We start from the raw sequence: 21,412 nt of genomic DNA, 5'->3' as shown, positions 1-21,412 counted from the left end.
GCAACGACCACACCAGCCGGTGTGCGGGCTCACGCCAAGCACGGGGGAGGCACCGGCCACGCCCCGATGACGCACCGGCAGATCATGGAGGCCCTGTCCGGGCTTCTGCTCGGCATGTTCGTGGCGATCCTGTCGTCCACGATCGTCTCCAACGCCCTGCCGCACATCATCGGCGACCTCGGCGGCGGCCAGTCCGCCTACACCTGGGTGGTCACCGCCGCCCTGCTGTCGATGACCGCGGCCACTCCCCTGTGGGGCAAGCTCGCCGACCTGTACAGCAAGAAGGCGCTCGTCCAGATAGCCCTGGTCATCTACGTCCTCGGCTCGATGGCCGCCGGTCTGTCGCAGAACGCCGGCATGCTGATCGCCTGCCGTGTCGTCCAGGGCATCGGCGTCGGCGGTCTGTCCGCCCTGGCGCAGATCGTCATGGCCGCGATGATCTCCCCGCGGGAGCGCGGCCGCTACTCCGGCTACCTGGGCGCCACGTTCGCCGTCGCCACCGTCGGCGGCCCGCTGCTCGGCGGTGTCATCACCGACACGTCCTGGCTGGGCTGGCGCTGGTGCTTCTACGTCGGTGTCCCCTTCGCGATCATCGCGCTGATCGTGCTGCAGAAGACCCTGCACCTGCCGGTCGTGAAGCGGGACGTGAAGGTCGACTGGGGCGGTGCCTTCCTCATCTCCGCCGCCGTCTCGCTGCTGCTGATCTGGGTCACCTTCGCCGGTGACAAGTACGACTGGCTGTCCTGGCAGACCTACACGATGGTCGCGGGCTCGATCGTCCTCGGCGCGCTGTTCGTCCTCGTCGAGGCGAAGGCCAGCGAGCCGATCATCCCGCTGCGCCTGTTCCGCAACCGCACCATCACCCTGGCCTCCCTCGCCTCGCTGTTCGTCGGTGTCGCGATGTTCACCGGCACCGTGTTCTTCAGCCAGTACTTCCAGCTGGCCCGCGACAAGTCCCCGACGATGTCCGGCGTCATGACCATCCCGATGATCGGCGGTCTGTTCGTCTCCTCGACCGTCTCGGGTCAGTTCATCACCCGCACCGGCCGCTGGAAGGCATGGCTGGTCAGCGGTGGTGTGCTGGTGACGGCCGGGCTGCTGCTGCTCGGCGGCATCCGGTACGACACCGACTACTGGAAGATGGCCATCTTCATGGCTCTGCTGGGTCTCGGCATCGGCATGATGATGCAGAACCTGGTCCTCGCCACGCAGAACCAGGTGGCGCCCTCCGACCTCGGCTCGGCCAGCTCCACGGTCACCTTCTTCCGTTCCCTCGGCGGTGCGGTCGGCGTCTCCGCGCTGGGCGCGGTGATGTCCCACCGGATCACCCACTACGTCCAGGACGGCATCTCCGCCCTGAACCCCAAGTACGCCGCGGCCCTGTCCGGCTCGGGCTCCACCGACACCATCCCGGACATGGACAAGCTCCCGGCGCCGCTGCGCACGCTCCTGGAGAGCGCCTACGGCCACGGCATCGGCGATGTCTTCTTCATCGCCGGCTGCCTCGCCGCCGTCGCCTTCCTGATCACGCTGTTCATCAAGGAGGTCCCGCTGAAGACCCTGGGCGCGCTCGCCCAGGCAGCCGACGGCGAGACCCCCGCAGCCGCCCCGGCCGCCGCCCCCGTGGAGCACACCGTGGAGAAGTCCGTGCAGGAACCCGCCCAGGAGAAGGTGCCCAGCTGGGCCCAGCCCGTCGTCTCGGCGGACGCCTCCCCCGCGGCACCGGCCACCGCCACCGCCGTCCAGCAGCTGACGGCACTCGCCACGGTCACCGAGCCCGGCACGGGCAACGGCGGCGGCACCCCGGTGCACGGCTTCGTCCGCGGCGCCGAGAGCGCCCCGGTCCCGCAGGCCGCGGTCACCCTGATCTCCCTGGCCGGCCGCCAGCTGGGCCGCTCGGTCGCGCAGGCCGACGGTTCCTACGCGCTGGACGCCCCGGGCACGGGTTCGTACGTGCTGATCGCCTCCGCCGACGGCTACCAGCCGCAGGCCGCCACGATCGTGGTGGGCCAGGAGCCGCTGTCGTACGACATCCTGCTCAGCGGCACCAGCGGGCTGACCGGTGTGGTCCGGGCGATCGGGAGCGCGCTGCCGGTCAAGGACGCGATGGTGATCGTCACCGATGTGCGCGGGGACCTGCTGGCCACCGCCGCCACCGGTGAGCAGGGCGAGTTCGCCTTCACCGAGCTGGTACCGGGTGTGGTGACCGTCGCGGTGAACGCGGCCGGGTACCGCCCGCGCGCCCTGCCGGTCGAGATCGGCGCCACCGGCGTCACCCGGATCGAGGTCGACCTCGACGCCGGAGCCCAGCTCCAGGGTGTCGTACGGGCCCCGCACGGCCCGCTGGCCGACGCCCGCGTGACCCTCGTGGACGCGGCGGGCAACGTGGTCGGCACGGCCACCACCGGTTCGGACGGGGCGTACGCCTTCACCGACCTGGACGGCGGCGACTACACGGTCATCGCGACGGGCTACCCGCCGGTGGCCACCGCGTTGACCGTCTCCGGCCCCGGAGCCGACGGCCACGACATCGAACTCGCCCACCCCGGCGAGTAGTCCGACCCACGGCCCGTGGTGCGCGCCGGCTTCGTGCGCGTACCACGGGCCGGATTCTTTACGACCATTTTTTGAGCTTTTGCAAGGAGAAAACGGGATGGGACTGACCGCGAAGATCCGTACCCGGGACGGATGGGCCGTGTCGCACGCGGTCGTCACGGTGACCGACACGACCGGCAGCCAGGTGCTGCGCGCCGAGGCGGACGCCGAAGGGGCCGTACGGGACGCCACCGAGCTGGCGCCGGGGGCGTACACGGTGATCGTGACAGCCGTCGGGTACGCGCCCGCCGCCTCCAGCGCGATCGTCACCGCGAGCGGGCGGGCCGAGGTCGGCACGGTGACGCTGGCCCGGCAGGGCGGCTCCGAACTGCCGCCGCCCGGCCCCTGGACCATCGACCCGGTGCACTCCTCCGTCGCCGCCGTCGCCCAGCACCTGGGGATCTCCAGCGTGCACGGCCGGTTCGCGGAGTTCGGCGGCAGCATCGAGATCGCCCCGGACGATGTCACCAAGTCCCGCGTGGAGGCGGTGATCCGGGCCGCCTCGGTCGACACCGGCAACGGGATGCGCGACACGCACCTGCGCTCCGCGGACTTCCTGGACGTCGAGCGGCACCCGGAGATCACCTTCCGCTCGACCGGCCTGACCCAGGCCGGCCCGGACCGCTGGACGGTCCACGGCGAGCTGGCGATGCACGGGGTCGCCCGGCCGGTCGACCTGGACCTGGCCTACCTCGGCACCGGCGCCGACCCGTGGGGCGGCACTCGCGCCGCGTTCCGCGCCACCACCGAACTGCACCGCGAGGACTTCGCGATGAACTACAACCAGGTCCTCCAGGCGGGCATCGCCGCCATCGGCACCACCCTCAGGGTCGAGCTGGACATCCAGGCGGTCCAGGGCGACGCACTGCCCGCCGCCTGACACCAGCCTGTGCCCAACAGGGTCAGGCTGACCGGGCCGTACTCGCTCTAGGCTGCGCCCATGGCACCGAACATCGCGACGAACACCCGTGTATCGCCGGCCGACCTGCTGGACTTCGTGCGCCCCCGCCACCGCGCCATCCTGCTCACCCGCCGGGCCGACGGCAGCCCCCAGGGCTCCCCGCTGACCTGCGGGGTGGACGACTCGGGCCGGATCGTGGTCTCCACCTACCCCGAGCGCGCCAAGACCCGCAACGCCAAGCGGGACCCGCGGGTCAGCCTGATCGTCCTGAGCGACGAGTGGAACGGCCCCTGGGTCCAGATCGACGGCACCGCCGAGGTGATCGACAGCCCCGACTCCGTCGAACCCCTGGTGGAGTACTACCGCAACATCGCCGGTGAGCACCCCGACTGGGACGAGTACCGGGAAGCGATGCTCAAGCAGGGCAAGTCGATCATCCGGGTGACACCGGAGCGCTGGGGGCCGGTGGCCACCGGCGGCTTCCCGGCAAGGCTGGCCCCGCAGGACTGATCAACACCCACGCTCAGGAGAGCCGACGGACGGAGTCCGGCGCAGCGCCTCGAAGCCTGCGAAGCAGTGCGAGAGACACAGACAAAAGGGGCCCGGGAAGCGATGCTCAAGCAGGGCAAGTCGATCATCCGGGTGACACCGGAGCGCCGGGGGCCGGTGGCCACCGGCGGCTTTCCGGCGCGGCTGGTGGCCGGGGAGTAGTCAGCCGCGCTCGACCATCGCCTCGATCCCGGCCACCAGCAGGTCCAGGGCGAAGCCGAAGTCCCGGTCGATCATCTCCTGGACCGTGTCGCCGCCGCGGGCCGCGATGATGTCCTTGGTCTCCTCGACGACGTCGGCGGTCTGCGGGGCCTCGGCCACCGCGCTCATGACGGTGCGGAAGAACTCGTCCGGGGTCATGCCGACGGCTGCGACCCGCTCGGCGAAATGGCCCTGGAGGGTGCCGTAGCCGTAGACGAACTGGAAGACGGCGGAGATGGCGCCCGTGATGCAGTGGGCGGGCAGCCCTGAGCGGCGGACGACCTGCTGCACGCACCGCGAGAAGGCGAGCGCGTTGGGTCCGATGTTGAGGAACCGCCCGGCGAGCGGCGACAGCCAGGGGTGGCCGACCAGGAGCAGCCGGTACTCGGTGGCCAGGCTGCGCAGCTCGTCGCGCCAGTCCTCGCCGTCGGACTCCGGGTCGGGCAGCCGCAGCTCGCCGTAGACCGCGTCCAGGGCGAGTTCGAGCAGGTCGTCCTTGGTGTCGACGTACCAGTACAGGGACATCGCGGTGACGTTCAGCTCGCCGGCCAGCCGCCGCATGGAGAACTTCGCCAGCCCCTCGGCATCCAGCAGCCGCACGCTCACCGCGGTGATCCGCTCCCGGTCCAGCCCCGACGGCTGCCCACTACGGCCACCCCGCCGCGCCTTCGTCTCCAGCCACACACTGTCCCGCGCCGACCGCACATCCGCCTTCGCCATCGACGCACCTTTCTCGAAATCCACGGCCACTGTCCAAAGATGCTAGGCGTCGAAAGGGCGCGGGGCCGTGTTGCTGTGCGGCTCCGCCGCGTGGGCGCGACCAGCCACAACCGACCCGCAGCCGCCCGAATACCCGTCCCCCCGGGCTATGAGGCGACCGTCCGCTCCGCCCGTCGCAACAGCGCAGCTGCCAGCAGTCCCCCCACCAGCACAGAAACGGCCCCCACCAACTGCCCGGTCCCCAGCCCGGCGGACAACGACTCCCCGGAGGCGACGGAAGAGCTCAGCACAGCACCCAGAACGGCAACCCCGAGTCCGTTCCCGAACTCGGCAAGGGTGCCGTTGATCCCGGCCCCCACGCCCGCCTTCTCCGGAGGGATCGCAGTCATGATCGCTTGCGCCATGGCCGGGTTGGAGACAGCGGTGCCCGCCCCGATCAGCAACAGCCCGACCAGAGTCCCCGCGTAACCGCCGGAGGCGAACTCGGCGATCGACACCAGCCCCAACGACATCAGCACCATCCCGAACGCGATCGAGACCGGCGTCCCCATCCGGGTCGACCACTTCGCCGCCACTCCGGAGAAGTTGAGCACCACGACCGTCAGCGCCAGCGGAGCGATCCGCAGCCCGGCCTCCAGCGGCCCGTACCCGAGCACGAACTGCAGGTGCTGGGTCAGCAGGAACAACGCCCCGCCCATGCCGAAGGTGAGGAGCACCACCCCGGCGACCGCGCCGGTGAACCTGCGGTCCCGGAAGAAGTGGAGGTCGAGCATCGGCTCGTCGCTCCGGCTCTCCCAGTACACGAACGACGCGAGCACCATGATCGCAAAAGCCGCCGTGACGAGCACCCGCGGAGAGGTCCAGCCATGGCCCGGACCGGAGATGATCGCGAAGACGAGCGAGGCCATGCCGATGGTCGACAGCAGCGCACCGAGCAGGTCCGGGCGGCCGCCGCGAGGGCTCTTCGACTCGGGTACGAGGGCCGCCACCGCGACCACGCCCAGCACCGCGACCGGGATGTTGATCAGGAAGATCGCGCCCCACCAGAAGTGGTTCAGCATGAAGCCGCCGATGAGCGGGCCGACCGCGAAGCCGAGCGCGCTGACCGCGCTCCAGATGCCGATCGCCTTCGGCTGCTCCTCGGGGGTGAAGATCTGCATCACCACGGCGAGCGTGGTGGTCATCAGTATGGCGCCGCCGATGCCCATGCCGGCCCGGGCGGCGATCAACTGGCCGGTGGAGTGGGCGAGTCCGGCCACCAGGGAACCGGTGCCGAACAGAGCGAGTCCCGCGATCAGCATCTTCTTGCGGCCGTAGCGGTCGGCGGCGCTGCCCACGGTGAGCAGCAGGCCGGACTGCACCAGGGAGTAGGCGTTGATCATCCACTGGATGTCGGAGGTGGTCGCGTGCAGCTCGCGGGTGAGCGAGGGGATGGCGACGTTCAGGACGGTGTTGTCGAGCAGCACGGTGAGCTGGGCGAGACAGATGACGCCGAGGATCAGCCAGCGCTGGGGATGGCCTTGGGTAGTGGGCATGCTGTACACCGTATAGCCGTCGCTATACGGTGTACAGCAGGTTTTTCGTCAGCTACTTTGAGTCAGCTGCTTTGCGTCAGGTCGTAGAACGTGGCCGAACCGACCGTCACCTTCTTGAAGTTGCTCTCGACCCACGAGGTGATCTGGGACGACGTACCGCTGCTGCTGCCTCCCATGCCACCGCCCATGCCGCCGCTCGCGATGAAGTAGTGGATCTTTCCGTCCGCCACGTACTTCTTGAACTGGGCCGGCGTCGGGGACGGGTCGGTGCCGTTGAAGCCGCCGATCGCCATCACGGGGTCACCGGTGGCCAGCTGGTAGCTCGCGGCGTTCTGGGAACCGACGGACGCGGCGACCCAGGTGTACTGGCCCGCGTCCGTCTCCAGCAGCTTCTTGGCCGCGGAGCTGACGTTCGCGCCGTTCAGCAGGCCGCCGGCGCCACCGCCGCCGCCCATACGGCCGCCTTCACCCATCTGACCGCCACCGGGGAAGCCGTTGCCGTTCTGCCGGTTCTGCCCCTGCCCCTGCCCCTGCCCCTGCCCCTGGCCGTTGCCGTTCTGGCCGGGCATGCCCCCACCCGGGAAGCCCTGACCCTGCTGGTTCTGCTGGCCCTGGCCCGGCATTCCGCCGCCGAAGCCGCCGCGCATGCCGCCGCCGTTGCCGCCGCCCGGACGGCCGCCGCCGAAGCCCATCATGCTCGCGCCCGCCGGGCCGGCCGTCGGGATGGAGCCGGTGTGTGCGGAGTCCACCGTGCTGAGGGTGTACGCCGTCGGACCGGCCAGCGCGGCCAGCAGGCCCACCGCAGCCGCACCGAGAGCGAGCTGACGCGAGATGCGGCCCGCGAAGACCAGGCCGAACGCGGCCGCGAGACCGCCGATCAGGACCAGCCACTTCAGCCAGGGCAGATAGCTGGAGGTGCGGTTGAGGAGCACGTAGCCCCAGACGGCCGCGGCCACCACGGCGGCGCCGAGCGTGAGCGACGCCCAGGTCTCCTTGCGCTTCTCCCACAGCAGTCCGGCGCCCATGCCGGTGACGGCCGCGATGTAGGGGGCGAGGGCCACCGTGTAGTACTGGTGGAAGATGCCCGCCATGTAGCTGAACACCACCATGGTGATCAGCAGCGAGCCGCCCCACACCAGGAACGAGGCGCGCGTCGCGGACGTACGCCCTGCCTTGCGGGTCGCCCACAGGCCCGCGACCAGCAGGATCAGCGCGGCCGGGAGCAGCCAGGAGATCTGGCTGCCGATCTCGGAGTTGAACATCCGGTCCCAGCCGGTGGCGCCCCAGCGGCCGGAGCCGCCCGCACCGCCACCGCCGCCGACGCTGCCGGTCTCGTCGCCGTTGATCCGGCCGAGGCCGTTGTAGCCGAAGGTCAGCTCCAGGAAGCTGTTGTTCTGCGAGCCGCCGATGTAGGGGCGGGAGGAGGCCGGCCACAGCTCGACGATCGCGACCCACCAGCCGCCGGCCACGACGAGCGCGACGGTGGCCAGGCCCAGCTGCACCAGCCGCTTCCGCAGCCGCACCGGACCGCAGACGGCGTAGACGATGGCCAGCGGCGGCAGGATCAGGAACGCCTGCAGCGTCTTGGCGAGAAACGCGAAGCCGATCGCGGCGCCCGCCCACACCAGCCACCTCGTCCGCCCGTCCTCCACGGCACGCACGACGAAGTAGCAGGCCAGCGCCATCAGCAGGGCCAGCAGCGCGTCCGGGTTGTTGAACCGGAACATCAGTGCCGCGACGGGGGTGAACGCGAGCACCGCACCCGCGATCAGACCGGCCGCGGGACTGAACCGGCGCCGTACCCCCGCGTACACGACCGCCACGGTGCCGACGCCCATCAGGACTTCGGGGGTGAGGATCGCCCACGAGTTCAGGCCGAAGATCCTGACCGACAGTTCCATCGGCCACATGAAGGCCGAGGGCTTGTCGACGGTGATGGCGTTGCCGCCGTCCAGCGAGCCGAAGAAGAACGCCTTCCAGGACGTGCTGCCCGCCTGGACGGCCGCCGAGTAGAAGGAGTTGGCGTAGCCGGAGGCGCTCAGGTTGTACAGGTAGGTGAGGAGGGTGGCGGCCAGCAGGCCGAGGAAGGCCGGGCGCACCCAGCGCGGGTCCTCGGGACGGCCGCGCCACACTCTGCCCACGAGGGGCTGCCCGGGCTCACCGGACTCGGGGGCCCGCGGAGCAGCCGTGGGCGGCGGACCCCAGGCGGCGGGGCTGTCCTGCTGGGCCGGCTGGTCGTAGTGGGTGGTCATCGGGGGTCCCCCGGATCGGTGTCATGAGGGCGCACCGGCTGCAGTCGCATGGTGGCGTCCCTCCAGCTGCCGTCCGCGGCTTCACCGGCGCGGACCTGAGTGGTCTGGTACGGCTGCTGGTACGGCACCGGGCGCTGCGGGAGCGGTGCGTACGGAGCCGTCGTGCGGTAGGTGGGCGAGGACGGGTGGTGCGCCGGGGCGTGGGCCGCGACCACCGTCGATTCCTGGCCGGACTCCCGGCGGTCCGAGAACACCCAGGCGCGGAAGAGCAGGAAGCGCAGGACGGTCGCCGCGAGGTTGGCGGCGATGAGCACCGCCAGCTCGGTGGAGTGCGCCGGGTTGCCGGTGGCCGCGTTCAGGGCGGCCAGGGAGCCGCTGGTCAGGGCGAGTCCGATGCCGAACACGACCAGGCCCTGCGCCTGGTGCCGTACGGCACCGCCCCGGCCGCGCACCCCGAAGGTGAGCCGGCGGTTGGCGGCCGTGTTGGCGACCGCCGAGACGAGCAGGGCGAGCGCGTTGGCGGCCTGCGAGCCGGAGAACTGCCGGAAGACGCTGTAGAGGAGGAGGTAGAAGAGGGTGGAGAGGCCGCCGACCACGCAGAACCCGACGAGCTGCCGGGCCAGCCCCTTGGGCACGTCCTGGATCTCGCGGTCGCGCGGGTCGTCGCCGAAGGGCCGGGTGAGCCGGTCCAGCGGCAGCGAACCGGTGGTCAGGGCCTTGCCGATGCGCCACACGCCCTTGAGGTCGTCGGTCGCGGTCTTCACGATGTGCACGGTCGAGTCCGGGTCGTCGACCCAGTCGACCGGCACCTCGTGGATCCTGAGCCCCGCCCGTTCGGCGAGCACCAGCATCTCGGTGTCGAAGAACCAGCCGGTGTCCTCCACCAGGGGCAGCAGCACCTGCGCGACATCCCGTCGGATGGCCTTGAAGCCGCACTGCGCGTCCGAGAAGCGGGCCTGCAGCGAGCCGCGCAGGATCAGGTTGTAGGCCCGGCTGATGAACTCCCGCTTGGGGCCGCGCACGACCCGGGAGCTGCGGGCGAGCCGGGAGCCGATCGCCAGGTCCGAGTGGCCCGAGATCAGCGGCGCCACCAGCGGCAGCAGGGCGTTGAGGTCGGTGGACAGATCGACGTCCATGTAGGCGAGGATCGGCGCGTCGGACGCGGACCACACCGTCCGCAGGGCCCGGCCGCGGCCCTTCTGCTCCAGACGGAAGTTGGCGACCTCGGGGATCTCCTCCTCGAGCCCCGCCGCCACCTGCGCGGTGGTGTCCGTCGACGCGTTGTCCGCGATCGTGATGCGGAAGGCGTACGGGAAGGTGCGCGTGAGGTGCTCGTGCAGTCTGAGCACGCACGGCTCGAGGTCCTTCTCCTCGTTGTAGACGGGGATCACTACGTCCAGGACAGGCGTACCGGCGTCTCCGGCCGGGAGGTGCTCCCGCGCCGGCAGGGTGCCGGGAGAAGAGTCGGTTCGCATGAACCGACTCTCGTCAAGCGCCCTGTTGCACCCATGTGGTGGCACTGTGCTGTGCCTGTGAGTGCGACTGCCCGTTGGTTTCGTCCGCGGGCTGCGGCACGGCCGGGCCGAGCGCGGGCAGATGCACGGTGAACGCCGTGCGGCCCGGAACGCTGTCCACGGTCACGGCACCGCCGTGCGCGGCCGCGACGGCCTGCACGATGGCGAGCCCGAGCCCGGTCGACCCGGTGGCGCGCGAGCGCGCGGAGTCCCCGCGCGCGAACCGCTCGAAGACATGCGGCAGCAGGTCCGCCGGAATCCCCTGGCCGTTGTCCTCGACGTCGATGCACATCCAGGGCCCGCGCCGCTGCACCCGCGCGGTGACGGTCGTACCGGGTGGGGTGTGGTTGCGGGCGTTGCCGAGCAGGTTGACCAGCACCTGCTGCAACCGTGCCGCGTCCGCCGACACCTGGGCCGGTTCATCGGGCAGGTCGAGCCGCCAGTTGTGGTCCATGCCGGCCGCACGGGCGTCGCTGATGGTGTCCACGACGAGCGGGATCAGGTCGGTCTGCTCGAACTGCAGCGGCCGCCCGGCGTCGAGACGGGCGAGGAGGAGGAGATCCTCGACCAGGAAGGTCATCCGCCCCGCCTCGGACTCGATACGCCCGAGGGCATGCCGGGTGTCGGGCCCGACCTGCTCCCTGCCGCGCCGCGTCAGCTCTGCGTACCCGCGGATGGAAGCGAGGGGCGTCCTCAGCTCATGGCTGGCGTCGGCGACGAACTGCCGTACCCGCATCTCGCTCTGCTGCCGGGCGTGCAGGGCGCCGTGCACATGGTCGAGCATGCGGTTGAGCGCGGAGCCCACCTGGCCGACCTCGGTGTGCGGGTCGCACTCGGACTCCGGCACGCGCTCGCTGAGGTTCACCTCGCCGGTGTGCAGGGGGAGTTCGGAGACCCGGGTGGCGGTGGCGGCGACCTTGCGCAGGGGGCGGGTGGCCAGCCCGACGAGCACGTACCCGGCGATACCGGCGGCGACCAGCCCGGCGACGGTGACGCTGACCTCGATGAGGATCAGGGCGTTGATGTTGCCGTCGGCTTCCTTGGTCGGGATGGCGACGTAGTAGCTGCCGTTGGGTCCAAAGACGTACTCCGCGCGGTAACTGCCCAGGCCGGGAACGTCGACGGTGTGCTGCGTGCGGTCCTTGGCGACGGTGCCGAGTGCCGCGAGCTGGGCCTTGCCGAGCGGCTGGGCGCTCATGTCCAAGGTGTCCTTGGACTTGTGGCCGACCTTGCCCTCGGTGGTCTCGCCGTTCTCGACCTTGGCCACGACCGTGTTGTACTGCGGCTGCGGGCCCCGGGTGACGAACTGGGTGAGATCGGTCGCCCTGCCGTCCCGCCCGCCACCGGGTATTCCGTTGCCGTCCTTGCCCTGGCCGGGCGGGCCGAACATGCCGGAGGCGCGCTTGCCGACCTCGTCCAGCTGACTGTCGAGCTGCCCGTACAGGTGGCTCCGGAGCGCAAGCGTGGTCACAGTGCCGATCACGGCGCACACCACCGCGATCAGCACCATGGACGCGACGACGAGCCGGGTCCGCAGGGTGCGCGGCTGCCCCGCTCGTCGCGTCTGCGGACGCGGCCGTCGTCGCCCGCTCATGACACGGCGGGCTTGATCAGGTAACCCGCCCCACGCCGGGTGTGGATCATGGGCTCCCGCCCGGCGTCGATCTTCCGCCGCAGGTACGAGATGTAGAGCTCGACCACATTGGCCTGCCCGCCGAAGTCGTACGACCACACCCGGTCCAGGATCTGCGCCTTGCTGAGCACGCGCCGCGGATTGCGCATCAGGAAGCGCAGCAGCTCGAACTCGGTCGCGGTGAGGTGGATGGACTCCCCCGCCCGCGAGACCTCGTGGCTGTCCTCGTCCAGGGTCAGATCCCCGACGACGAGCACGGAGTCGGAGCGCCGGTCGGCGGCCCCGGAGCGCCGGATGAGCCCCCGCAGCCGCGCCACGACCTCCTCCAGGCTGAACGGCTTGGTGACGTAGTCGTCGCCACCGGCGGTGAGCCCGGCGATACGGTCCTCGACGGCGTCCTTGGCGGTGAGGAAGAGGACAGGCACGTCCGGCAGTTCGCGGCGCAGCCGGCCGAGGACGGTCAGCCCGTCCATGTCGGGCAGCATCATGTCCAGGACGACGGCGTCGGGCCGGAACTCGCGGGCGGTCTGCATGGCGCCCTGCCCGTCCCCCGCACTCCTGATCTGCCAGCCCTCGTAACGAAGAGCCATGCTCAGCAGTTCGGTGATCGACAGTTCGTCGTCCACCACAAGCACTCGGACGGGGCTCCCGTCCGGCCTCAGCAGTTCGGTGCGCCCCTGGGGCGAGGTCGTGGTCATGGTGGACACCTTGTCGGGGGCCTCTGAGAACACGCTTTCACGTGTCTGTGATTTTCCTGAGAAACACACAGGTGCTTCTCAGGGAACGCCTGGGAAGCGCTCACGTACGCGTGAACCCGTGACTGTGCTCGACCCGGGCGATGTGGATCACGTACTGCTCGTACCACCGCTCGCGCCCGCGCTGCTTGGCCGCGAGGTGCTCGGGGTCCCGGCGCCACGCCTCGATCCCGGCGAGATCCCGGAAGTAGGCGACGGAGATGGCGAGTCCGCCGGGGGTGTGGGCGGAGTCCTCGCCGAGGAATCCGGGGATGCCCCGCACGAGGTCGGAGAGGCGGTGGGCGGTGTGGGTGTATCCGTCGGTGTCGCGGTCGGTGCGGTTGGAGGCGAACACGACGGCGTAGTAAGGCGGTTCGAAGGCAGGGGTGGGAGTGGGAACGGGAACGGGAACGGGACTGACAGGTGCAACAGACTGTTCGCTCATGTCGACCACGATGACCGCGGGCGGGGGTGCGGGTCCATGGACCTTGCCCAAAGGGATCCGCAAGGGATCCAAGTCTTGACCTTCGGGGGCTTCGGAGCGGCTGGGTCAGAACAGCCCGTCCTGCTCGCTCCCCCGCTCCCTCCTGAACTCCCGCACCGGGACGGTGAACGCGCCGACGGCCGGGTCCAGCGGGGCCAGCTCCCATCCGGCCATCAGCCGGGTGTCGAGGACGAAGACCCCGCGCCCGGCGACCGCCAGATGCAGATCGGGCCCGGCGGCCGCGACGAGCTCACCGCTCACGATCCCGCCGGGGACGAGCTCGACGACGTCACCGACTGCTGCCGATACGCCAGAGAGCCCGAAAACCCCAACATGGTCGACGGGTTGACACGGCTCCCGGAACAACGACTCGGGCCACCCGTCGAGTACGACGGCCCGCGCGTGCAACTCCCGCACTTCGGCGGCCCGCTCGGCCTCCGTCTCCGGCAGCGCCGCCCGCACGGCCCGCTTCTCCGCGTACGGAATCCGGTCCGGGACCCGCAGGGCCGCCCGCAGCAGCTCCTCGGTACGGCGGGCGGCCATCAGCGGACCGGTGCCCAGCCAGCTGAAACAGACAGCCCCCTGCTCCAGCAGCCGCGCCGGCCCCCGCTCGACGGCAGTGATGCCGACCTTGACCATGCCGGGTCCGAACCAGGCCAGATAGACGCGGTACGGCCGCGGATCATCGGCGAGGGTGTCGGCGGCCACGGAGTGCGCCCGGTCCAGCCGCGCACACTCCTCGCACCGGGCCCCCGTACTGCGCCCCGGCACGACGGCCCGCAGTGGACAGGCGTGCCCCCGCGCGCCGACGCACCGACGCGCCGAGTCCTCCGCGACGGCGAACGCGACCCGCTTCCCCCACGGCAGCGCACTGCGCCGCCCGCCGTCCCACACCAGCACGGGGCCGTCCGGCGCCCAGCGCAGTCCCGAGCATGTCCACCTGTGTGCCATCACTCGTCAGAGTAGAAGGCGCCACTGACAAGACCCCTGCGGGCGGCGGGTCAGTCGACGGATGACAGGGACATCGACTCGGCGCGATCCTCACCCGGCACCACGGGCACCGATGCCGGGCTCACCGCAGACCGTCCCCGTCCCGCCAGCCGGCAGCTGACGCACCCCGCATGCCCCTCCCGGGCCTGGGCGTCCCGGACCCGCATCCCCCACTGCCCCCGCGGTCGCACCCCCGGCGGCTTGCCCCACCCGGACAGATGAAGAACCCAGGTGACCAGGACGCTCACGCCCCCGATCACCAGCCCGCCCACAACGGCCGGCGCGGAGACCGTGCACACCCCCACACCCACCACACCGGTGCCGACGGTCGCGATCCCTGTGCCGGTCCAGCCGGCGATCGTGTGACCCTCGTCGTACAGACTCATGTAAACCGCCTCCAGGGACGAGACCGGGTTCCCTCACGGACTAAGAAATTTACCATCCGAATATCTCACGAGCTAAGGGATTTTAGAAAGATGGACGGCACGCCCCGACCGCCCGCCACCCCGGCACAGGCGCTGTCGGCGATGGACCACCTCATCGCCGCCCACCTGATCGGACAGCAGGAGCTGGCCCGGCGGCTGGGACTGAACGTCACCGACCTCACCTGTTTCGCCTTCGTCCTGGAGGCGGGCGAGAACCTGCTCACGGCCGGCGACCTCGCGGCCCGCGCCCACGTGACCACGGGCGCGGTGACCGGCATCCTCAACCGCCTCGAACGCGCCGGCTACGTCACCCGCCGCCCCGACCCCACCGACCGCCGCCGCGTCCGCGTGGCCGCCGTACCGGCCGCCGTGACCCAGGTCGAGGCGGTGTACGCGGGCCACTACAAACGCCTCACGGCCCTGTTCGCCGACTACACCCCCGAGGAACTGGCGGTCATCACCGACTGGTTCACCCGGGCCACGTCCCTGGCCCACGAGTACCTGGAGAAGCTGAACAGGAACGATCCGGGGGAGGAGTGCTGAGCCCGCCCCTCCGCGGCGGGGGCTACCCCATGACCCCGCGGGCCGCGTCGTGAAACGCCGACCGGTCGCCCTCGAGGTGGTCCCACACGCACCCAGACCTGACCTGACCTGACAGACCTGACCTGACCTGACGATCAACGTCCCATGCGCTCTTGTCCTCGGGAGATCCCCGCCGGGATGATCGTGGATCATGCATGTCGATGAACTCGATGCTGCTGAACGTCAGCTGTGGGACTCCTTCCGGCAGGGCACTGTCGTCGATGTCCGCGACGGCACGTCATCGGCAGAATCCGCGATACGGGCCGACGTCATCGGGGCGCTGTTGCTGGGCGCCCGCGCCGATCCCACCCCGGGCGACCGCCCGGCACTGCGTCTGACCGGCGCCCGCATCACAGGCAGCCTCGATCTGAGATTCGCCGAAATTGCCGTGCCGGTCGTCCTGGCCGACTGCCACTTCGACGAAGTACCGCTCCTACAGGGCGCCAAAGCCCGCGAGTTGGCCCTGCCCGGAAGCTTCCTGCCAGGTCTCGCCGCCGACACGGCCCAGATCGACGGCCGGCTGGTGCTGTCCCGCTGCCACCTGACCGGACCCCTCGTACTGAACCGTGCCCAGATCCACGGCGACCTGGACCTCCGCGACACCGTGATCACGGCACCGGAGGCCGAGGCGATATCCGCAGTCCATGTGACCATCGGCGGTGACACGCTGTGCACCAACCTGGCTGTCCGGGGAGGATTCCGCATATCGGGTGGCTCCATCGACGGCGAGTTCGACCTGGAGGGTGCTTTCCTGAGCAACCCGGGCGGCCACGCGCTGGACGCCTACCACGTCCAGATCAGCGAGGACTTCACGTTCCACCCGGGCTTCAGGGCCGAGGGACGGATCATCCTGTCCGGTGCCACGGTCTCAGCGGCGATCGGCTTCTGCGGCGCCGTGCTGAACAACGCCGGCGACGTCGCGCTGGAAGCGGTCGATGTCCGCGTCGCCCGCAATTTCGACCTCGGCCGGGGCCTCGCGGTCGAGGGCGGCATCAAGCTCGACGGCAGTCACATCGGTACGCAGCTCAGCTTCCGCGACGCCTCGCTCACGCATCCCGACGCCACCGCCCTGTCGCTGCGGCTGGTCCAGGCCCGGGAGACCGATCTGCGCACCCGGCGTCCGATCGACGGCGCCGTCGATGCACGCAACGCCCAGCTGGGCACCCTGTACGACACCCCGGACACCTGGCCGGCCGAGCTCCGACTGGCCGAGACCACGTACGACGCTCTGGCCTCCCCCCTACCGGCCGCCGAACGGCTCGACTGGCTCCGGCGCGGCACCGACGGCTACCTCCCGCAGCCGTACGAACAGCTCGCAACGGCCTACCGACGGCTTGGCCACGAAGACGAAGCACGCACCGTTCTGCTGGCCAGACAACGCCACCGACGCGTCACGCTCCCTGCGCATATCCGCGCCTGGGGTTACGTCCAGGACGCGACCGTCGGCTACGGCTACCGGCCGCTGCGCGCCGGCCTCTGGCTCATGGCTCTCCTCGCCTGCGGTGCGGTCGCCTTCGCAGCTCATCCCCCCGCACCGCTCGAAGCGGGAAAGGCACCACCGTTCAACGCCGTCTTCTACACACTCGACCTGCTGATCCCCGTCATCACCTTCGGCCAGGAGGAGGCTTTCGCGCCACGCGGCGTCGGACAATGGCTCGCCTACGGGCTGATCGCTGCCGGGTGGATCCTCGCCACGACCGTCACCGCCGGCATCTCACGGGCGATCAGCCGCCAGTGAGGGATCGATCGACCGCCACGAGATCGTCATCGGAGGTATTGGCCGGTAGACGCCGTCCGGGCCGGGTAGTGATGCGGCGTAACCGGCTCAGACGAGGAGGCCATCATGGAGAAGGCTGATCTGTACGCGCTGGACCTCGCGCACGTGAGGTGGGAGAAATCGTCCTACAGCCTCGCCAACGGGGACTGCGTCGAGGTGGCACATCTTCCTGGCGGCGCGGTCGCACTGCGCGACTCCAAGAACCCCCACCGTGAGGCACTGCGCTTCACCTCAGCCGAGTGGTCCGCGTTCCGCAGGGGCATCGTGGCGGGTGAACCGGAGGACTGAGCACCTGGCACGAACGTCGGCACAACCCTTGTCCCGGCCCGTGCCCAAAAACGAAAGGCCCTGTGCATCACTGCACAGGGCCTTTGAACTGTTACGGGGTGGGGTCGGACGCTGTGGACGGCATGGAGCGGGACCCGCTCGAACGGCTGCTGGCCGGAAGAGACGAGGCCTCGGCCGACATCGGCACCCGAGACGGTGCGGTGGACCCCGATGCTCACTCCTCACCAGGCGGAATGAGGCAATCGGCGCTGTCGGCACGGCAGCCACCACCTGGTCGGCTCGCGCCGGACGCTACAGCGACAACAAGTGGACCGACGACCTCATGGTCCGCTGGTCGGACGGCGAGCTCTCGCTCCACCGCGACGCGAGCCCCTCCAATGTGGGAACGGAAGTCCGGATGCTCTCCTCTCACCAGCTGTGGACCCACGCCTCTGTCATGACCGCGGGCGCCTACACGCAGGGCGAGCGCTCGTGCCGCCCAAGGCCGACTGCCCCCCTCTCAGGAAGGCGAGGTACGCGCGATGTACCTGCGCACTGCAGCGACCGCTCTCACCGCTACCCTCATCGGCCTCACGGGCTCTCACACAGCCTCGGCGGCGGACGGTCCGGGCCTGAGCATCAGCATCCGCGAAAACGACAGCGACAGCACCGCAGACGGCCCCCTTCAGCAGGGTGCGCCCGTCGTGGTCACATCCGACGTCGACCTGACCTCCCTGGCCGTGGACGGCAACGGCAGCTTCACCGTGAAGTCTCCGGCGTTCACCAAGGACGTGACCGTGGAGATGCGGAAGAACAGCTACGGGGAGGGCTACGGCACCATCAGCTGCGACATCGGGCCGGGAAGCTACCCGGTCGACATCGCCGGGCAGCACGAGAAGTCCGCAGCGATCGGCAACCGGGGTCACCTGACCATCACGGTCAAGGACGACCACGACCGGTACTGCGAGCAGGCGGCCGGTTCCTCCAGCCGCACCGGCACCGTTGCCGCAGTCGTCGGCAGCGGCGCGACAGTCCTCGCCGTCGCCGGCTGCACCGCCGTGCGCCGGCGGAAGGCCAGGAAAACCTGATCCCGGCAGTACCGGGGCCGCCCGGCAACCTTCTGGTTGCCGGGGTTGCTGTACTCCGCTGCTGTATCGCAATCGCCGGTCGGCGGCCCGTCCGGGAAAATCCCCCAGGCGGGCCGCCAGTGCGGCAGCGGCAGGGCCGACGGCCCTCAGCTGACGGCGTACGCGTTGTACACCGTGGTCGTCGAGCTGTCGCCGTGAGTGTCGGTGACCGTCGAGCGCAGGCCCACACGACCGGAGGACGGGTTGTGGACAGCGATGGTCCACTTGCCGCCGGACAGCTTCGCGGTGGCGGCGTGCCAGGTGGTGCCGTTGTCGGTGGTGTACCAGGCACGGACGGACTTCACACTGTCCGACAGCTGGCGCACCGTGCTGTCGTCCGTGCCGTTGCGCTGCATACCCAGGACGACGGTCGTGGTCGACCCGGGGGCCGCCTGGTTCCTGGAGTTCAGCGCCTCAGGCCAGAACCGGGTGATGTAGTCCCGGATCTGCTCGTTCTTGCTGGGGTCCGCGTAGAAGTGCAGGGAGAGGCTGGAGGAGGTCGACAGTGAACCGGACGGCAGACTGCGTCGGCCGGTTTCCGTGAGCGTGTACCAGCCCGCCCCGGGGATCCTCGGATGTGCGCCGATGTCCTCCGAGCGGCTGTAGTTGTGCGAGTAGAGCGTCTTGCCCGCGTGGGTCAGCTTCACGCTGCCGGCGGCCAGGATCCCGCCCGCCGGAAGGGTCGGGTCGGCGAACAGGTTGATGGACCCGAAGTACAGCTGGTGGTACCAGGTGTTGGGCAGCCGCCCGCCGGGCCCCCAGACCGCGTGGCCGAGGGCCAGCGAGGTCGTCTTGCCGGCGGCGTAGGTGTGGAACCCGTCGTAGATGAAGTCGCGGCTCTGCTGGCCCACGTTCCACTGCCCGGGCGGGAGGTGGACGGCGAAGGAGTTGGGCAGGTCACGTGGGAACCCGAGCGAGTTCGTGGACATCGAGCAGCCGTCGCCGCCCGTCGACTGATAGCTGAACGAGAACTGCGCCTGTCCGCTGTCGGGGCCGGAACGGGCAGACACCTTGAGGGTGGTCAGCCCGGACCTCTTGAGTGTCGCGGACACCCCGGACGGCACACCGCCCCTGTGCGTGGCGGACGCCAGCCAGAAGTCCCCGCCGTCCGCCGACTGCGGCCGGTACGTGGTGCCGTAGGAAAGCTCGTACGCCTTGCTGCTCGTCGGGATGACATACAGGTCACCCGCATCCGCCGAAATACCCATGGTCGCGGGGCTGTTGTCAGCGGCGCAGACGTACGCGCTGACCGTGTGGTCGTATCCGCTGCCCGGTTTCGGGCTGAGCGAGACGTTGACCGGGCGGCCCTTCCGGGCGTCGAACGTGGTCTTCGTGGCCCCGGAGACCGTCACACTGTGGCCGCCGACGGTGGAGCCGCTATCACCGGCATCGGCGAAGGATGTGGCGAGCTCGTAGCTGCCGTTGGGCAGCGACGTCGTCTTGTTGCTGTCGATGTAGCGGAAGTCGAAGGTCTTCGTGTTGTAGACCGCCACCTGGGCGTAGACCGGCTTGCCGCTCCGGTCCAGCGTCCTGACGGTGAGTGATCCTTTGGCTGCGGCCGACGCCGTTGAAGCGCCGGCCAGGAGAAGCGGCACGAGTACGGTGACGACACTCGCGGCCGCTGTGGTTCGCCGCATCAAACCCCCCATAGGTGCGCGACAAAAACGAGTCACGGTAGCGCACGGGGGACACATCGCCATCACCTGCCCCTCACCGGCGACCGCCGCTGGAGGCTGTCGAGCATGGGGGGGCTGACGTTTCTCAGGATGGAGCTGTCGCGTCCTGCTCCGCATGCGCCGCGCCCAGCAGACCGGGGACCAGAAAGCGGCCGGTGTTCTCTGGCGCGATGGATCGCACCGAGCCTATGAAACGCCAAAGGCCCCGGATCTCTCCGGGGCCTTTGGCCTGTGTGCACTCGGCAGGATTCGAACCTGCAACCTTCTGATCCGTAGTCAGATGCTCTATCCGTTAAGCTACGAGTGCTTGTTCTTTTGTTCTTGCTCTTCTCCGCTCCCGGCCCTTCCGGCCCGCTCGCGGCGACAGGAAGAACATTACATGACTGCCGCCGTCATGTGAAATCCGATTCGCATACCCCTTGTGACCTGCGGAAACGTGGATCGGGCCCGGAGGGGACGAAGGGGAAGAACACCGAAGCCCCGGTCCTGGGGACCGGGGCTTCGGGATCAAGTGCGGAGGCGGAGGGATTTGAACCCTCGATGGGCTTTAAGGCCCAAACCGCATTAGCAGTGCGGCGCCATAGACCGGACTAGGCGACGCCTCCAGCACAACCACTCACGCGAGCGCGCGAACGGTGCGTGCAGATGATGACACAGTCGAGCGTGCTGTCACCAATCGGCTCCCACGGTACTAGGCGCGAGGCCCGCAGGGCAAAGGCCTTCGCCCGGCGAGGCGGCGGATGCCGGTGTGGCGCAACGTCCGGGGGCCGTGGGCGTTGGGCAGGGCATGGTCTCTGTCATGTCCGTCGTCCTGCGGGGCGGCGCCCTGGTCTCGTCCCTCGCCGCCGTCTCCGTCTCGGTCTCGTCCCTGGTCGGCCTTGCCGCCGTACCGGCCGCTGCCGCGCCCGCCGCGCCCGCCGCGCCTCCGCCCGTACGGCCCGAGGACCGGGCCGGTGATCACCTCACCTTCGTCGTGCAGCACGCCGGCTCCGGGCTGGACGGGACGTACGAGGTGTCCTGTCACCCCGGCGCCGGGCATCACCCGGACGTGTCGGGCGCCTGCCGGGTGCTCGACGCGAACACGCGGTGGGGGCGGGACACCTTCGCCCCGGTGGCCCCCGACAGCACCTGCACCATGCTCTACGGCGGTCCGGCCACCGCCCATGTCACCGGCATCTGGGCCGGGCGGCCGGTCGACGCCTCGTACGACCGCAGCAACGGATGCGAGATCGGGCGGTGGGACCGGATGGTGCCCGCCCTGCCGAGTGTCGATTCGCCGGCGTAGAGCTCGTCACAGGCCTCGTACAGGCTTCGTACAGGTCCCGCGAAGGTCCGGCGGAGGTCTCGCGGAGCCGGAACGCCGCCGACGCGCAGCAGACGGATGCGGTCACATGTTCGCCGTCACTTCCTCGTGCGACCTCCCTCTCATCCGGCGTCGCGAGCGCGACCC

18 protein-coding genes, 2 tRNA genes and 1 pseudogene are annotated in these 21,412 nt (G+C 70.0%); 9 read left to right on the top strand and 12 right to left on the bottom strand.

Annotated features, from left to right (window positions below):
• Window positions 1-66 precede the first annotated feature (66 nt).
• From AQI88_RS19555 to AQI88_RS43260, 4 genes and pseudogenes are all read left to right on the top strand, one after another.
• Window positions 67-2,556: an MFS transporter gene (locus AQI88_RS19555; RefSeq protein WP_067000934.1), complete on the top strand. Its 2,490-nt coding sequence runs from the start codon at window positions 67-69 to the stop codon at window positions 2,554-2,556.
• A 97-nt stretch (window positions 2,557-2,653) separates the two neighbouring features.
• Window positions 2,654-3,475: a YceI family protein gene (locus AQI88_RS19550; protein ID WP_067000696.1), complete on the top strand. Its 822-nt coding sequence runs from the start codon at window positions 2,654-2,656 to the stop codon at window positions 3,473-3,475.
• A gap of 60 nt (window positions 3,476-3,535) precedes the next feature.
• Window positions 3,536-4,006, top strand: coding sequence for a PPOX class F420-dependent oxidoreductase (locus AQI88_RS19545; RefSeq protein ID WP_067000693.1), 471 nt, complete (start codon window positions 3,536-3,538; stop codon window positions 4,004-4,006).
• A 93-nt stretch (window positions 4,007-4,099) separates the two neighbouring features.
• Window positions 4,100-4,207: pseudogene (locus AQI88_RS43260) on the top strand (PPOX class F420-dependent oxidoreductase); the annotation flags it as partial.
• Here AQI88_RS43260 and AQI88_RS19540 read toward each other — a convergent pair.
• The 9 genes from AQI88_RS19540 to AQI88_RS19500 all read right to left on the bottom strand — a co-directional run bounded on the left by AQI88_RS19540 (window position 4,208) and on the right by AQI88_RS19500 (window position 14,494).
• Window positions 4,208-4,966 (bottom strand): TetR/AcrR family transcriptional regulator, encoded by a 759-nt coding sequence (locus tag AQI88_RS19540; RefSeq protein WP_067000690.1) that lies wholly within the window; start codon window positions 4,964-4,966, stop codon window positions 4,208-4,210.
• A 146-nt stretch (window positions 4,967-5,112) separates the two neighbouring features.
• Window positions 5,113-6,501, bottom strand: coding sequence for an MFS transporter (locus AQI88_RS19535; protein WP_208615833.1), 1,389 nt, complete (start codon window positions 6,499-6,501; stop codon window positions 5,113-5,115).
• A gap of 62 nt (window positions 6,502-6,563) precedes the next feature.
• Complete coding sequence (locus tag AQI88_RS19530) at window positions 6,564-8,753, bottom strand: glycosyltransferase family 39 protein (protein ID WP_067000685.1); 2,190 nt, start codon at window positions 8,751-8,753, stop codon at window positions 6,564-6,566.
• Complete coding sequence (locus tag AQI88_RS19525) at window positions 8,750-10,228, bottom strand: bifunctional glycosyltransferase family 2/GtrA family protein (protein WP_067000683.1); 1,479 nt, start codon at window positions 10,226-10,228, stop codon at window positions 8,750-8,752. The genes AQI88_RS19530 and AQI88_RS19525 overlap by 4 nt, the downstream gene beginning before the upstream one ends.
• 13 nt (window positions 10,229-10,241) lie before the next feature.
• A complete protein-coding gene (locus AQI88_RS19520; RefSeq protein WP_079057666.1) occupies window positions 10,242-11,861 on the bottom strand; it encodes a sensor histidine kinase in 1,620 nt (539 codons plus the stop codon).
• Entirely contained in the window at window positions 11,858-12,598 is a 741-nt protein-coding gene (locus AQI88_RS19515) for a response regulator transcription factor (protein ID WP_244184222.1), read from the bottom strand. The genes AQI88_RS19520 and AQI88_RS19515 overlap by 4 nt, the downstream gene beginning before the upstream one ends.
• A 100-nt stretch (window positions 12,599-12,698) precedes the next feature.
• Complete coding sequence (locus AQI88_RS19510; protein WP_341849520.1) at window positions 12,699-12,989, bottom strand: antibiotic biosynthesis monooxygenase family protein; 291 nt, start codon at window positions 12,987-12,989, stop codon at window positions 12,699-12,701.
• A gap of 195 nt (window positions 12,990-13,184) precedes the next feature.
• A complete protein-coding gene (locus AQI88_RS19505) occupies window positions 13,185-14,069 on the bottom strand; it encodes a DUF2797 domain-containing protein (RefSeq protein WP_067000673.1) in 885 nt (294 codons plus the stop codon).
• A gap of 50 nt (window positions 14,070-14,119) precedes the next feature.
• Window positions 14,120-14,494, bottom strand: a complete 375-nt coding sequence (locus AQI88_RS19500; protein ID WP_067000670.1) for an HGxxPAAW family protein — start codon at window positions 14,492-14,494, stop codon at window positions 14,120-14,122.
• 90 nt (window positions 14,495-14,584) lie between these two features.
• On the opposite strand from AQI88_RS19500, the gene AQI88_RS19495 reads away from it, so the two are divergent.
• From AQI88_RS19495 to AQI88_RS19480, 4 genes are all read left to right on the top strand, one after another.
• Entirely contained in the window at window positions 14,585-15,076 is a 492-nt protein-coding gene (locus AQI88_RS19495) for a MarR family transcriptional regulator (protein ID WP_067000668.1), read from the top strand.
• A 190-nt stretch (window positions 15,077-15,266) separates the two neighbouring features.
• Window positions 15,267-16,853: an oxidoreductase gene (locus AQI88_RS19490; RefSeq protein ID WP_067000664.1), complete on the top strand. Its 1,587-nt coding sequence runs from the start codon at window positions 15,267-15,269 to the stop codon at window positions 16,851-16,853.
• A 105-nt stretch (window positions 16,854-16,958) separates the two neighbouring features.
• Window positions 16,959-17,180 carry a DUF397 domain-containing protein gene (locus tag AQI88_RS19485; protein WP_067000661.1) on the top strand — a complete coding sequence of 74 codons (222 nt, stop codon included), beginning with the start codon at window positions 16,959-16,961 and terminating at the stop codon, window positions 17,178-17,180.
• A 683-nt stretch (window positions 17,181-17,863) separates the two neighbouring features.
• Window positions 17,864-18,247 carry a hypothetical protein gene (locus AQI88_RS19480; RefSeq protein ID WP_208615832.1) on the top strand — a complete coding sequence of 128 codons (384 nt, stop codon included), beginning with the start codon at window positions 17,864-17,866 and terminating at the stop codon, window positions 18,245-18,247.
• 146 nt (window positions 18,248-18,393) lie between these two features.
• Here the strand turns inward: AQI88_RS19480 and AQI88_RS19475 are convergent, their stop codons facing one another.
• The 3 genes from AQI88_RS19475 to AQI88_RS19465 form a co-directional block, all read right to left on the bottom strand.
• Window positions 18,394-19,923: a hypothetical protein gene (locus AQI88_RS19475; RefSeq protein ID WP_067000656.1), complete on the bottom strand. Its 1,530-nt coding sequence runs from the start codon at window positions 19,921-19,923 to the stop codon at window positions 18,394-18,396.
• Window positions 19,924-20,196: 273 nt separating this feature from the next.
• A tRNA-Arg gene (locus AQI88_RS19470) sits at window positions 20,197-20,269 on the bottom strand.
• A 207-nt stretch (window positions 20,270-20,476) separates the two neighbouring features.
• Window positions 20,477-20,567, bottom strand: a tRNA-Ser gene (locus AQI88_RS19465).
• Between the two features lie 194 nt (window positions 20,568-20,761).
• Between AQI88_RS19465 and AQI88_RS19460 the strand changes: the two genes are divergently transcribed.
• On the top strand, window positions 20,762-21,247 hold the full coding sequence (locus tag AQI88_RS19460) for an SSI family serine proteinase inhibitor (RefSeq protein WP_067000653.1): 486 nt from the start codon (window positions 20,762-20,764) through the stop codon (window positions 21,245-21,247).
• The last annotated feature ends 165 nt before the right edge of the window (window positions 21,248-21,412 follow it).

Source organism: Streptomyces cellostaticus, from assembly GCF_001513965.1.
Lineage (GTDB): Bacteria > Actinomycetota > Actinomycetes > Streptomycetales > Streptomycetaceae > Streptomyces > Streptomyces cellostaticus.
This window is presented reverse-complemented; position numbering and strand designations above follow the sequence as displayed.